Annotated in this window: 9 protein-coding genes; 6 read left to right on the plus strand and 3 right to left on the minus strand. The window is 73.1% G+C overall.

Annotated elements, in window-relative coordinates; genetic code table 11:
• Positions 1-150: 150 nt before the first annotated feature.
• Positions 151-915, minus strand: a complete 765-nt coding sequence (locus ACIGDI_RS28810) for a sugar isomerase domain-containing protein (protein ID WP_399902467.1) — start codon at positions 913-915, stop codon at positions 151-153.
• Between the two features lie 171 nt (positions 916-1,086).
• Here ACIGDI_RS28810 and ACIGDI_RS28815 point away from each other — a divergent pair, with 171 nt between their 5' ends.
• From ACIGDI_RS28815 to ACIGDI_RS28840, 6 genes are all read left to right on the plus strand, one after another.
• A complete protein-coding gene (locus tag ACIGDI_RS28815) occupies positions 1,087-1,971 on the plus strand; it encodes a MurR/RpiR family transcriptional regulator (RefSeq protein WP_399902470.1) in 885 nt (294 codons plus the stop codon).
• Positions 1,972-2,132: 161 nt separating this feature from the next.
• Complete coding sequence (locus ACIGDI_RS28820; protein WP_399902473.1) at positions 2,133-6,350, plus strand: NEW3 domain-containing protein; 4,218 nt, start codon at positions 2,133-2,135, stop codon at positions 6,348-6,350.
• Positions 6,347-6,964: a peptidyl-prolyl cis-trans isomerase gene (locus ACIGDI_RS28825; protein WP_399902476.1), complete on the plus strand. Its 618-nt coding sequence runs from the start codon at positions 6,347-6,349 to the stop codon at positions 6,962-6,964. Before ACIGDI_RS28820 ends, ACIGDI_RS28825 begins: the two co-directional genes overlap by 4 nt.
• A gap of 128 nt (positions 6,965-7,092) precedes the next feature.
• Positions 7,093-8,466, plus strand: a complete 1,374-nt coding sequence (locus ACIGDI_RS28830; RefSeq protein ID WP_399902479.1) for an extracellular solute-binding protein — start codon at positions 7,093-7,095, stop codon at positions 8,464-8,466.
• Complete coding sequence (locus tag ACIGDI_RS28835) at positions 8,466-9,488, plus strand: carbohydrate ABC transporter permease (RefSeq protein WP_399903082.1); 1,023 nt, start codon at positions 8,466-8,468, stop codon at positions 9,486-9,488. Before ACIGDI_RS28830 ends, ACIGDI_RS28835 begins: the two co-directional genes overlap by 1 nt.
• Positions 9,485-10,363 carry a carbohydrate ABC transporter permease gene (locus ACIGDI_RS28840; protein WP_399902482.1) on the plus strand — a complete coding sequence of 293 codons (879 nt, stop codon included), beginning with the start codon at positions 9,485-9,487 and terminating at the stop codon, positions 10,361-10,363. Before ACIGDI_RS28835 ends, ACIGDI_RS28840 begins: the two co-directional genes overlap by 4 nt.
• On the opposite strand, the gene ACIGDI_RS28845 is transcribed toward ACIGDI_RS28840, so the two are convergent.
• Both ACIGDI_RS28845 and ACIGDI_RS28850 read right to left on the minus strand, forming a co-directional pair.
• The gene (locus tag ACIGDI_RS28845; RefSeq protein WP_399902485.1) at positions 10,353-12,611 is read right to left on the minus strand and encodes a glycoside hydrolase family 3 N-terminal domain-containing protein; all 2,259 of its coding nucleotides are present in this window, start codon (positions 12,609-12,611) and stop codon (positions 10,353-10,355) included. The two genes, ACIGDI_RS28840 and ACIGDI_RS28845, sit on opposite strands and share 11 nt — an antisense overlap.
• A gap of 24 nt (positions 12,612-12,635) precedes the next feature.
• Positions 12,636-13,733: an N-acetylglucosamine kinase gene (locus tag ACIGDI_RS28850; RefSeq protein WP_399903085.1), complete on the minus strand. Its 1,098-nt coding sequence runs from the start codon at positions 13,731-13,733 to the stop codon at positions 12,636-12,638.
• Positions 13,734-13,757 lie beyond the last annotated feature (24 nt).

Genomic DNA, 13,757 nt, shown 5'->3' on the forward strand with positions numbered 1-13,757 from the left:
AGCGCTTTCACCCTAGACCTGGTGTGACCCACGCCACAACACCGAACACTTGTGGCGTGGGGCCCTCGCAGGCACCGGCCCGGGACCGCTCAACGGCGTTCCCCGAGGGCCGAGCGGACAGGCGCACGTGGCCCCGTCCGGGCGGCGGAGCTAACTGGCGGTGCGCCGGATCCGTCCGGCGTACCTCTTCTCCAGCTCGAGGTTGCCCTCGTACCCGCCGGGCACGTTGGCCGAGACGTACACCGGCGGCCGTTCACCGGCGTCGAGCAGCATCCTCGACGCCTCGGCCACCGCCATCTGCACCAGCATCACGCCGGTCAGCGTGGACAGCGCGCACACCGAGCCGCCGCCGGGCAGCTCCAGCAGCGCGTCCCCGCGCGGCGCCCGGTTGTCGAGCACGACGTCGGCGATGTCGGCCAGTTTCTTCCCGCTCGCGTGCCCGGCCGGAACGGCCCTGGTGTGGGTGAGCGAGGTGATGGCCAGCACCCGGTGCCCGTGCTCCTTGGCGAGCAGCGCCGTCTCCACGACGACGTTGTTCACGCCCGAGTTGGAGATGATCACGAACAGGTCCTGGGGGCGTGGCGCGGCGAGGCCGTAGAGCCGCTCGGCCACCCCCGCCCTGCGCTCCAGGAGCGGGTCGTCGAGGACGGCGGGGTCCTCGCCGCCGTAGAGGACGAGGTCGGCGATGCTCAGGCGGTTGGTGGGGACCAACCCGCCCGCGCGGCCCGCGAGTTCGAGGACGATGGCCTGGGAGTGGCCGGTGCCGAAGGCCTGGACGACGCCGTCGGAGCGCACGCAGTCGGCGATCAGTTCGGCGGCGCCCGCGACCTCCTCGCGCGCGGAGGCGGTGATCTGCGTCAGGACGGCCACCGCCTCTCGCGCGAAGCCCTCGCCGCTCACGGACTCGACGGACACGCGGCCCTCCCCACTGGTGGATTGAACCACCCTGTACTACCCAAGTTGTGAATCAATAAATCACACGCCCGGCCGCGCGGGCAATGAGCCACCAAGTGCCGCACGTTTCGGGCCTTGATCCGGTCCTGGTATTCAAACCATGCCATCAAGGGTGGCTGATACCTTCTCCTCATGCCCTCGACGGACGTCACCACACTGATCCGCACCGAGCTGCCGCGCCTGGCCGGCTCCCTGAGGAAGGTCGGCGAGCTGATCCTGGCGGATCCCGCCGCCGTCACCCACTGCTCGGCCGCCGAGCTGGGGCGCCGCACGGGAACCTCGCAGGCCACGGTGACCCGTTTCTGCCGGGCGATCGGCCTCGACTCCTACCAGCACCTGCTGATCGAGCTGGCGCAGGAGCGCGGCCGCGGGGAGGCATCCGACTGGGGTTCCGCCGAGATCATCTCCGAGATCTCGCCCGACGACAGCCTGGAGAAGGTCGTCCAGATCGTCGGCAACGCGGACCTGCGGGCGATCCAGCAGACCGTCGACCGCATCGACCTGGACGCGCTGGAACGCGCGGCCCAGGCGCTGGCCAAGGCCCGCCGCATCGACGTGTACGGCGTCGGCGGCAGCGGCGCGGTGGCGCAGGAGACGGAGACGCGGCTGTTCCGCATCGGCTGCGCGGTGCGCGGCTGGACCGAGGTGCACGGGGCGGCCACCTCCGCGGCCCTGCTCACCCCGGCCGACGTGGCCATAGGGATCTCCCACTCGGGAGCGACCCGAGAGACCCTGGAGCCGTTCGAGATGGCCCGCGAGCGCGGCGCCACCGCGGTCGCCATCACCACCGACCCGCGTTCGCCGCTGGCCCGGGCCGCCGACATCCGGCTGATCTCGGCCACCTCGGAGACCAGCTTCCGCACCGGCAGCATCGGCGGCCGGCACTCGGTCCTGATGATCATCGACTGTCTGTACGTCCGGGTCGCCCAGCTCTCCTACCAGCGCGCGAGCGCCTCCCTGGCGCTGACCGACCACATCACGCCGCAGCACGCGGTGAAGTCGCGCCGGACGAGGTGAGCTGTCCCGGGTCCTTCCCGGGCTGTCCGTGGCCGTCCTTCCCGAGGCCTTCCGCGCCCGGCTTTGTATGGATGAACCACCGAGGAAACGTGAAGATGGTTGTTTGAATCATCCCGGCGATGCCAGGATGGGGCTCCGCCGAGCATCCTCGTAGGAGACCCATGCGCGTCACCTCTGCCGAGTCGACCGAGCTCTTCGCCGGAACAGCCGAGCATCCGCTGCAGATCGTGGCCGTCGACATCGAGCACACGCCGGGCCGGACGGTCCTGCTCACCGTCGAGGGCCCGGGCGTCGCCGGGGACGCGGTGGCCACCACGGGCGACGACGGGACCGTACGCGCCGAGATACCCGTGACGGTCGACGGCCCGGCCCCGGGCGACCGCCGCGAGGTGACGGTCACCGCCGTCGACGGGGACCTGGTGGCCCGGCGCCCGCTCGACTTCACGGCCGCGGAGCCCGGCTGGACCATGTTCATGGTCAGCCACTTCCACTACGACCCCGTGTGGTGGAACACCCAGGGCGCCTACACAGAGACCTGGGACGTCGCCGACGACCCGGCGCGCACGGGACTGCCCGCCCGTACCTTCGACTCGCGCGGCCAGTCCGGGATGAGCCTGGTGCGCGCCCACTGCGACCTGGCCCGGCGGGACCCGGCGTACACCTTCGTGCTCGCGGAGGTCGACTACCTCAAGCCCTACTGGGACTCCTTCCCCGAGGAGCGCGCCTTCCTGCGCGAGCTGATGCGCACCGGCCGCGTCGAGATCATGGGCGGCACCTACAACGAGCCGAACACCAACCTCACCGGCGCCGAGGCGACCGTACGCAACGCGGTGTACGGCGACGGCTTCCAGCGCCGGATCATGGGCGGATCGCCGGAGACGGCCTGGCAGTTGGACGCGTTCGGGCACGATCCGCAGTTCCCGGGACTGATGGCGGACGCGGGCATAGGCTCCAGCTCGTGGGCGCGCGGGCCGTTCCACCAGTGGGGCCCGACCCTCTCCGTCTTCGGCGAGCAGCCGCGCGATCCCGGACGGATGCAGTTCCCGGCCGAGTTCAGCTGGATCGCCCCGTCGGGACGCGGGCTGCTGACGGCGTACATGGTCAACCACTACGGGGCCGGCTGGGCGATCGACAACGCGCCCACGCTCCCCGAGGCGGAGGCGGCGGCGCTGAAGCTGTTCCTGGGCCTGAAGAAGGTCGCGCTCACCCGCAACGTCCTGCTTCCGGTCGGCGGCGACTACGCGCCCCCGTGCCGCTGGGTGATGGCCATCCACCGGGACTGGAACGCCCGTTACGTGTGGCCCCGGTTCGTCAGCGGTGTCCCGAGGGACTTCTTCGCCGCCGTGCGCGCCCAGCTCGACGCCGAGGGGCGCAGGGCCTCGCCGCAGACGCGGGACATGAACCCGGTCTACACCGGCAAGGACGTCTCCTACATCGACACCAAGCAGGCCCAGCGGCACGGCGAGACGCTCCTCGCCGACGCCGAGGCCTGGGCGACGCTCGCCACCCTCGTCACCGGACACCCGTATCCGGACGCGGCCCTGGACAAGGCCTGGCGGCAGCTGATCTACGGCGCCCACCACGACGCCATCACCGGCTCCGAGTCGGACCAGGTCTACATCGACCTGATGACCGGCTGGCGCGAACTGTACGACCTCGCCGAGACCGTGCACGCCGACGCGACCCAGGCCCTCGCCGACCGGGTGGCGCCCGGCGACGGCGCCGACCTGGTGGTGTTCAACCCCTCGACCTGGCAGCGGCGGGACGTGCTCACGGTCGACGACCCGGGACTCGCGCCCGCCGGCCTGCCCGCCGTCCGCGAGAACGGTCAACTGCACGTCGTCGTACCCGAGTTGCCGGGCATGGGCTACCGGACGCTCGCCCTGGAGGAGGGGTCGGTCCCGGAGTGGGTCCCCGGCGAGGGCGTGACCATCCGCAACGAGTTCTACGAGGTGACGGTCGACCCGGCCCGCGGCGGCGGCGTCAGCAGCCTGCGCGCCCTCGCCGAGGGCGGCCGCGAGCTGCTGCGCCCCGGCGACATCGGCAACGAGCTGGTCGTCCAGGAGGAGTACCCGAGACATCCGCGCTTCGGCGAGGGCCCCTGGCACCTCACCCCGACCGGCACCACCGCCGCCCGCGGCCGGGACGTGCGCGCGGACGTCGAGGTCGAGCACTCCCCCGCGGGCTCCCGCCTCACCGTCCGCGCCGACCTCGGCCTCTTCCGCTGCACCCAACGCCTCACCCTGTGGACCGGCGTCCCGCGCGTCGACGCGACCACCACCATCGACGGCTACGACGGCGCCGACCGTCTGATCCGGGTCCGCTGGCCCTCCGACGTGCGGGGCGGCCTGCCCGTGCACGAGGTGGCGGACGCGGTGATCGGCCGCGGCTTCGGGTTCGTGGACGTCGACAGCGAGCGGTTCCCGTGGACGCTCGACAACCCGGCCAACACCTGGTTCGGTCTTGGCTCCACGGCCCGGGTCGAACTGCGCGACCAGGAAGGGCAGTTGCTCGGCTGCCGGTCGATCGGGGTCGCCGAGCTGGTGTACGGCTCCTGGGACGAGGCCGGCGAACTGGGCACCCCGCTGGCCGCCGCCCTCGTCCGCACCGGCGTCACGGCCACCTCGACCATCGCCGACGGCCCGCGCTACGGCGACCTGGAGGTCGACTCCAACCTCCCCGACATCCGCATCGCCGTCGGCGGCCCGGACCGCAACTCCGTCGTCGCCGAGGCGCTGGGCATGGATCCGGCCGCCGCACGCGAACTGCGGCGCCGGCTGGCCGAGGACGGGGTGGCGGCCGTGTGGGTCGCGCCGCGTGCCGGGCTGCGCGAGGAGTGGGTGCCCGGGGCCGACCTGCGCGACCTGGAGCGGCTGCCGCTGCTGGTCGTCGCCGGCGCCGACGCCGCGGGCGACGCGAAGGCCGTCGACGCGCTGATCGCCGACCTGGAGGACGCCGTCGTACGGGCCACCGCGGCGGGCGGCGGGGAGGCGCTGCCGCCCGGCGACGCCTGGGACGGGCGCGGCTTCGCCATTCTGAACCGGGGCACGCCCGGCTGTGTGGTCACCTCCTCCGGCGACCTCTACATGTCCCTGATGCGGTCCTGCACCGGCTGGCCGTCCGGCATCTGGGTCGACCCGCCGCGCCGCACCGCCCCCGACGGCTCGGGCTTCCAGCTCCAACGCTGGTCCCACACCTTCGAGTACGCGGTGGTCGCGAGCGCGGGCGACTGGCGGGAGCAGCAACTGCCGCGGCTCGGGCACGAGTTCAACCACCGGCTCACCGCACGTCCGCGCGGCGACGCGGAAGGCGCCCGGCTGCCGCGGGAGTCGGCCCTGCTCACCGTCGAGCCCGCGGGCGAGGTCCTGCTCGACGCGCTCAAGCCCGCGGGCTCACCGCTGGCCCGCGGCAGCGCGGCGCCCGCCGATCCGGGGCGCGGGGTCGTCGTACGGATGCACGAGGTGAACGGGCGCCCGGTGCGGGCCCGGGTGCGCGGCCCCAAGGGGTGGGTGCGCGGCGCCCGCGCGGACGTGCTGGAGGCACCCCGGGAGTCGCTGGCCCCCGACGGACAGGGGGCACTCGACGTCGGCCTGTCCGGGTTCGAGGTGGCGACGCTGCTGGCCACGCCACCCGAGAGCGGCGGACCGCCGTACGCCCCCGGCGTCGCCGCCCACGAGCCCGCCCAGCCCGTCCACACCCGCTACTGGCTGCACAACTCGGGCCCGGCGCCGCGCGGCAACATGCCGGTGACGGTGTACGTCTCGCCGGCCACGCTCACCGCGTCCGGCGCCCCCGTCACCGCGACGGTCCGCATCGCCTCGGAACTGACCGACGCCCCCGTCTGCGGCACGGTCGACCTCGGTGTGCCGCCCGGCTGGCGGGCCGAGCCCGCTCAGGTGCCGTACGCGCTGGGGCCCGGCGGCTTCACGCTCACCGAGGTCACGGTCACCCCACCGCCCGACGCGGCACCGGGCCGGCACTGGCTGACCGCGCGCCTCGCCTACGAGGGGCAGACGTACGAGGACGTGGTGGGCCTCGACGTACCGGGCGCGCCCGTCGGCCCGACGCTGCTGACGGAGCTGGAGGCCGAGCGGATCACCGTCCGCCGGGGCGAGCGGGCCCGGGTCCCGGTGTCCCTGCGCAACACCACGCTCGGCCCGGTCGACGGCACCCTGTGGGCGGTGTCCTCGTGGGGGACGTGGGCGGGGGTCGGCCCGGCCTGCCAGGGCTTCACGGTGCCCGCCGGGGGCGAGCTGGCGGCCTTCGTCGACGTGGACGCCGGGGCGGTCGCCCCGGGCTCGTACTGGCTGATGGCGAAGGTCGCCTGGCACGGCCGGGTCGCCTACACGAAGGCGATCGCCCTGGAGGTGACCCCGTGACGGAACAGGCGGCCGTGGTGCGGGGCAGGCCGGTCACCACGGCACGCGTGGACACCTTCCTGCGGGGCGCCGCGCCCGCCCGGCAACCCCTCAGCCCCTCCGCCGAACGCCAACGCCGCCGCTGGGCCACCCAGGTCGTCGTGGCCGACGAACTGGCCCGCCGCGCCTGCGAGGAACGGGGACTCACGATCCCGGACGAGGTGTCCCCGGCGAACCTGCTCGCCGTCGCCGAGACGGACGTGGCCGACCTCGGCAGCATCGTCGCCGCCGCCCTCGCCCACTCCCCCGCCGCCCGCCTCCTCCTGGCCGAGCTGGAGTCACGCGAGGTGGTCCCCGAGACGGCCGTACGGGAGTACTACGACCGCAATCGGGACCGCCATCTCACTCCGGACGCCCTGCGGCGCGGCGTGGACCCGTACGGGCGGGCGGCGGCCCCGTCGGACCTCCTGCCGTATCCGGCGGTCCGCGAGGGCATCGAGCGGGAGCTGCGGCGCGCCGCCGGCCGCAGGGCCTTCTTCGACTGGTTCGACCAGGCGCGCGCGGAAGTGACGTACGCAGCCGGGCACGAGCACCCGGGCGACCCGTCCCATCCGGATCACGAACACCGCCACTGAGCAGGGCGGAACCCAAAAGCAACACGGCAACCCATTGACCTCCGATGAATTCTGGTCCACCTTTTCATCAATCGGAGTCGAAGTTGGTTGATTGAACCAGCCGTTCGGCTGGTCCCAGGAGGGTGGACATGCGCGCTGGAAGACTGACCGCATCCGTGGCGGGAATCATCGCCCTGACGCTGACCTCGGCCGGTTGCGGCCTCTCCGGCGGCTCCTCCGGCGGCGACGCGACCGCCGGAGGCTGCAAGGTCGACAAGGCCAACGTCGGCTCCGGGAAACTGACGGGCGAGGTCAAGGGCCGGATCACCTTCCAGACGACGAACTTGAAGAAGGACTTCGGGGCCTTCTTCAACGGGGTGATCAAGTCCTTCGAGAAGGCGCACCCCGGCGCCGAGGTCAAGTGGATCGACGACCCCGGCGACAACACGTTCACCCAGCGCACGGTCGCCGACGCCCAGGCCTGCACGTTGCCGGACGTCGTCAACGTCAACGCCCCGACCGCGACCGCCCTCACCAAGGCGGGCTATCTGCTCGACCTGGGCGCGAAGGACCCCGACGTCGCCAAGCCGTTCGTCCCGTCGTTCTGGAAGTCCGCCACCTTCGAGAACGCCTCCGGCAAGGCGATCCACACCACACTCCCCTGGTACACGGGCGGTGTCCTGCTGACGTACAACAAGGACCTGCTGACCAAGGCCGGCGTCGATCCGGCCGAGCCGCCGACGACGCTCTTCGGACTGTTCGCCGACTACGAGAAGATCGCCAAGGCGGCCAAGGGCAAGTACTTCGCGACGATGGCCAACCCGATCTGGCGCATCCCGGCCGACTTCGACCAGATGAACATCAAGACGCTCTCCGCAGACGGCAAGTCCGCGGTGTTCGCGAACGATCCGCGGACCGTGCAGTGGGTGGCGTGGATGGCGAAGCTGTACAAGGAGGGCGCGATGCCGAAGGACTCGCTGTCCTCCAGCAACGACCCGTCCACGCTCTACAGCCAGGGCAAGGTCGCCTACGGTTCGACGAACCCGAGCTTCGTGCGGTTCGTGAAGCAGAACAGCCCGTCGGTCTACGCGAGGACAGGCGTGGGCCAGCAGCCCTACGACGCGCTCGGCCGCGCCTCCGCCGGTGCCCCGCAGTACATCTCGGTCGCCGCCACCAGCAAGCACGCGCCGGTGGCGCTGTCCTTCGCGGAGTACCTCACCGACGCCGAGAACCAGACGGCCTGGTGCAAGGACCCGGACGTCGTCATCTTCCCGACGACGACCGCCTCCCTGGACGACCCGTTCTTCCAGAACGTCACCGGCGACGACCCCTTCTCGCAGGCCCGCAAGCTCGTCGCCGACCAGCTCAAGACGGCCGACACCAACCAGACCAACCTCTCCCCGGCCGTGCAGAACGCGATAGTGGCGCAGGTGCAGTTGGCGATGCAGGGCAAGAAGTCGCCCGCGCAGGCCGTGAAGGACGCCCAGGCCAAGGCCGACGAGCTGCTGAAGCAGGCGGGTTGATCGTGGCGACCGAGACCGCGAAGCCGGTGTCCGTGCCCGGCGTGGGGCGTGCCGCCTCGGCGCCGGGCGTGGCCCCGTCCCGCACCCGGCGCATCGCCCGGTCCGTGCTGCCCGGCCCCGCTCCCGGCGCCAACGGGGCCGCGCTGTACCGCCGTTGGTGGCTGCCGTGGCTGTGGACGGCCCCCGCGATCGGGTGCGCGGTGGTCTTCGGCGTGTTCCCGTTCCTCAACACGCTTCTGCTGTCGTTCACGAACGCCAGGCCGCTCGGCGGCGCCGCGGGCTTCGTCGGGCTGGACAACTACACCCGGATGCTGCACGACCCGGACTTCTGGCTGGCGACCCGCAACAGCCTGCTGTACGCGCTGATCGTCGTCCCGCTGATGGTGCTGCTGCCGCTGATGCTGGCCGTGCTGGTGGAGAAGAACCTGCCCGGCATCGGCTTCTTCCGCTCCGCCTTCTACACCCCCGTCCTCGCCTCCAGCGTGGTCGTGGGTCTGAGCTGGCAGTGGCTGCTGGCCGACGACGGACTGGTCAACACCTGGCTGCAGCAGGCCCACTTGATCAGATCGGCGATCCCGTTCCTGTCGGACTCCTGGCTGATCCTGTTCTCCGCGATGGGCCTGACGCTGTGGAAGGGCCTGGGCTGGTACATGGTCTTCTACCTGGCCGCGCTCGGGAACGTCCCCAGGGAACTGCACGAGGCGGCCTCCATGGACGGCGCCGGCGCGGTCCGCCGCTTCTGGCACATCACCATGCCGGGAGTGCGCCAGGCGATGATGCTGGTCGGCACCCTCACCGGCATCGGCTCCCTGCGCGTGTTCACCGAGATCTACATGCTGGGCAGCTCCACCGGCGGCCCCGGCGGCGCCGACCGCACCCTGCCCTTCTACATCCGGGACGTCGGCCTGGACCCGCTCACCGGCAACGCCGGCTACGGCTCCGCGGTCAGCGTCGCGCTGTTCCTGCTGACCCTCGGCCTGACCCTGCTGGCGCAGCGCCTGACGAAGGAGGACGAGGCATGACGACCGCCGTCGGCAGGCCGAGGCGGCTGCTGCCGCGCTGGCGGGACCACGGCCGCCCCCGCGAACTCCTCGTCCGCTACCTGCTGTTGCTCCTCGTGCTGGGCCTCACCGTCGGTCCGCTGCTGTGGCAGTTCCTGGCCTCGCTCAAGGGCACCGGCGAGGACGTCTTCGGTGCGAACGCCTCGCTGCTGCCGCACCACCCCACGCTCCGGGCCTACCGGCAGGTCTTCGACCAGGTCCCGGTGGCCACCTACATCCGCAACAGCGTGATCGTGGTCGCCCTGTCGATCACCAGCCAGCTGGTGTTCTCCACCACGGCCGGCTACATGCTCTCCAAGCCCGGCTGGAAGGGCCGGAAGGCGGTCTGGGTGGTGCTGGTCGCCTCCATGATGTTCCCCTTCGAGTCGATCATGGTCTCGCTGTTCCTGAGCATCCGCGACCTGGGCCTGGTCGACAACCTCGTCGGCGTCTGGCTGCCCGGTTTCGTCGGCGCCATCAACGTCCTGCTCATGCGCGGCGCCTTCCTGGCCGTCCCGCGCGAGATCGAGGACTCGGCGATGCTGGACGGCGCGAACGAGTGGCAGCGCTTCCGGTACCTGTATCTGCCGTCCGCGTGGGGCGCGATCATGGTGGTCGTCATCAACACCTTCATCAGCGCCTGGGACGACTTCCTGTGGCCGCTGATCGTGCTGCGCTCCGAGGACCACATGACGCTGACGCTGGGCCTGTCCCGGCTGCAGAGCTCGTCGTTCGGCTACGACCAGCGGGTGGTCATGGCCGGGTCGGTCATCTCGGTCGTCCCGGTGCTGGTGCTGTTCGTGATCACGCAGCGGTGGTTCTACCGGGGCGTCTCCTCGGGGGCTGTCAAGCTCTGAGGTCCAGGACCAGCGGTTCGGCGGCGAGCGCGGCGCGGGAGGAGTCGGCGACCCGGATCTCCACGGTGCCGCCCACCCCTTCCAGTTCGAGGGGCAGGGCGACCGTGCGCCGCTCGCCCGGTGCCAGGCCGACACCCTCGAACGCGCACAGTTCGAGGGTGCGCGGCCAGCTGGCCGTGATCAGGCGCCGCAGATAGACCTGGACGACCGTACGCCCGTACCGGGTACCGGAGTTGGTGACGTCGACGGTGACGGTGCGGCCGTCCGGGCGGGGCGGCCCGTAGTCGAAGGCCGTGTACGACAGCCCGTGCCCGAAGGCGTGCTGCGGCTCGGCGCTCTCGTCGACGTAGCCGCCGTACTCGGTGTCCTTGTGGTTGTAGTGGACGGGGAGCTGGGCCGCCGAGCGCGGGATCGACACGGGGAGCCGTCCGGCCGGTTCGGCGTGTCCGAGCAGCACCTCGGCGATCGCCTCGCCGCCCCAGGGTCCCGGATACCAGGCGGTGAGCACGGCCGCGTCCCCGGTGTCGGGCAGGACGTGCGGGCGCCCCTGGATCAGGACGACGGCCGTCGGCGTGCCCGTCGCGACGACGGCGTCCAGCAGAGCGTACTGCGCCCTGCCCAGCCGCAGTCCGGCGAGGTCGACGCCCTCGCCGCAGGTCATCTCGGACACCACCGTGCGGGCCGCCCCGTTGGCGTCGAAGCCGGTGTCCGGAGTGCGTGCGCTGCTGCCGCCGAGGACGACCACGGCGAGGTCGGAGGCGGCCGCGGCGGCGACCGCCTCGGGCACGCCGGAGAGGTCGCCGCCGGTGAGCGCGCAGCCGCGGGCGTGCCGGATCTCCACGCCGGGCGGGACCAGCCCGCGCAGCCCGTCGAGGACGCTCGCGCCCGTGCCGGGGCGCTGCGGGGCGGTGTAGTCGCCCGACTGGTGGGCGGACGTGGCGGACTGGGGTCCGACGACGGCGATACGGGAGACGCCCGCCGTGCGGACGGGGAGTATCCGTCGGTCGTCGCGCAGCAGGGTCACGGACGCTCTGGCGAGCTCGGTGCTGAGCGCGCGGCCCCGCTCGGGCGGGGGCGTTTCGCAGGCCGCGTAGGGCTGTTCGAAGAGGCCGAGGCGGAACTTCAGGCGCAGGACGCGGGCCACGGCGGCGTCGACGGCGGACTCGTCGACGAGCCCCCTGCCGACGGCTTCCTCCAGGTGGGTGAACGCCTCGTCCCACAGGCTCAGGTCGACACCGGCGCCGAGGGCGAGGGCGCCCGCGGAGACCTTGTCGCCGGTGATGCGGGCGAGCCGGTCCACGGCCAGGCCGTCGGCCATCACCAGGCCCTCGAAGCCCCAGCTCTCCCGCAGCAGTTCGGTGAGCAGGGCGCGGTTCGCGGAACAGGGCAGCCCGTCGACCTCGTTGTACGCGGCCATGACGGCGGCGGCTCCGGCACGGACGCCGGCCCGGGCGGCGGGCAGGTGGATCTCGCGCAGCTCGCGCGGGCCGAGTTCGGACTCGGCGGAGTTGCGGCCGCCGACGGTGGCGCCCTGGCCGGCGAAGTGCTTGAGGACGACGGGGGCCCGGTCGGCGGCGAAGCGCTCCGCGGGCTCGCCCTGCATGCCGCGCACGAGCGCCTCGGTGAGCCGGGCGGCGAGGTGGGGGTCCTCGCCGAAGCACTCCTCGGTACGGCCCCAGCGGGGGTCGCGGACGACGTCGAGCGCCGAGACGAGCGCCACGTGGCCGCCGCGGGCGCGCAGTTCGGCCGCGGCATGGGCGGCGGCGCGCTCGTACAGACCGGGGTCCCAGGAGGCGCCGACGGCGAGGTTGACCGGGAGGACCGTGCCGTCCAGGGCCATGTGCCCGTGCGGCACCTCTTCGACGAACAGGGCGGGTATGCCGAGCCGGCTGCGGCCGACGACGTGCCGCTGCACCAGTTCCGCGAGCGCCGCTCCGTCGTGGGCGTCCGGTCCGTCGCCGTGGCCGACCCCGGACCAGGCGTCGGCGCGCATCAGGCCGTAGAGGGCGCCGAGCCCCTCGAAGCGGTCGGTCTCGGCGTGCAGGGCCTCGGTGAGTTCGAAGCCGCCGTCCGGGGTGCGCCGGTAGGCGTTCCAGCCGTACATCCGCTGGTTGAGCTGGCCGACCTTCTCCCGGAGCGTCATGCGGGACAACAGGTCCCGGACGCGGGCGTCGAGGGGGGCGGCCGGGTCGCGGTAGCGGGGGCGGTCTTCGGGCGCGCGGGCGGCCGCGGGCTGGGCAGTCGGCATGCGGCCGGTCCTTTCGGGGTGCGGTCAGACGGAGAGACGGGCGAGGGCCACGGCCCCCGGGCAGCCGTCGGCGACCAGGTCGAGGGTGAGGCCGAGGGCGACCAGGCGGGCGGTGAGGGGAGCGGTGAGCGGTCCGCCGGGGCCCAGCAGGCCACCGGTCGCGACGACCCGCTCCCCCGCCCGCGGCGCCAAGGCCCGCACGGCATCGGTGAGTTGATCGACGGCTCGATCGAGGATCGCCCGCGCGACGGCGTCCCCCTCCCCGGCCGCCTCGGCCACCAGCGGGGCGAGGCGGGCCAGCCGGGTCGGCGGCTCGGCCATGACGACGGGCAGCAGATGCCCGCGGTAGGCCTCCCGCCCGGCCCGCGTCCAGCCGCCGTACGACGGCTCGTCCGCCCCAGCCCGCCTCCCGTCGCCGTACGACGGCTCGTCCGCCCCGGAACAGGCGGACGAACCGTCGACGTCGGCGCCGCGGGGAGCGGTGGAACCGGACCCCGGCAGCACCCGCGCCGGCAGCCCCAGCGCCTGTCCCACCGCTCCCGCCAGCCGGGTCGCCGCGCCTCGCCCGTCGGCCATCCGCAGCGCGGCCCGTACCGCCTCGCGGCCGATCCAGAAGCCGCTGCCGTCGTCGCCGAGGAGCCAGCCGTCGCCGTCGACCGTGAACGCGCGGCGGCGGTCGGTGATGCGCATCGCGACCGCGCCCGTGCCGGCGACCAGGGCCAGGCCGTCGGCCGGGGCGCCGGGCGCGGAGGCGAAGGCGGCCTCGATGTCGCTGGTGACGGTGAGCCGTTCGGTGAGGATGTCCAGCCGGCGCAGGGCGGCCGTGAGGGCGGTCAGGGCGTTGCGGCGCCCGGGGTCGTCCTCGTCGGCTCCCGTGGCGCCCGCGAAGCCTCCGGCCACGGCCAAGACGGCGCCCCGCGCGGACTCCGGCACCGCGCGGCCGACGGCCTGGGCGAGGTGCTCGGTGAGCCGGGGCAGCGGGACGGTCAGGGCGTTGCCCGGACCGCCGGCGCCCTCGCCGAGGAGGCTGCCGTCGGCGGCGTCGGCCAGCACGGCGCGGGTGCGGGTGCCACCGGCGTCGAGCCCGACCACCAGCGCCGGCTCCCGTCCCGCGCTCGGCATCCGGGCCGAGTCCGGCACCGGCGC

It is taken from the genome of Streptomyces sp. NPDC085900 (genome assembly GCF_044540925.1).
In the GTDB taxonomy this organism is placed as follows: Bacteria; Actinomycetota; Actinomycetes; order Streptomycetales; family Streptomycetaceae; genus Streptomyces; species Streptomyces gilvifuscus.

Excerpts from the sequence above, each read along its gene's own strand:
- ACIGDI_RS28850 (WP_399903085.1), bottom strand. The coding sequence starts at position 13,733 with ATGCCGAGCGCGGGACGGGAGCCGGCGCTGGTGGTCGGGCTCGACGCC.
- ACIGDI_RS28845 (WP_399902485.1), bottom strand. The coding sequence starts at position 12,611 with ATGCCGACTGCCCAGCCCGCGGCCGCCCGCGCGCCCGAAGACCGCCCC.
- ACIGDI_RS28840 (WP_399902482.1), top strand. The coding sequence starts at position 9,485 with ATGACGACCGCCGTCGGCAGGCCGAGGCGGCTGCTGCCGCGCTGGCGG.
- ACIGDI_RS28830 (WP_399902479.1), top strand. The coding sequence starts at position 7,093 with ATGCGCGCTGGAAGACTGACCGCATCCGTGGCGGGAATCATCGCCCTG.
- ACIGDI_RS28815 (WP_399902470.1), top strand. The coding sequence starts at position 1,087 with ATGCCCTCGACGGACGTCACCACACTGATCCGCACCGAGCTGCCGCGC.
- ACIGDI_RS28820 (WP_399902473.1), top strand. The coding sequence starts at position 2,133 with ATGCGCGTCACCTCTGCCGAGTCGACCGAGCTCTTCGCCGGAACAGCC.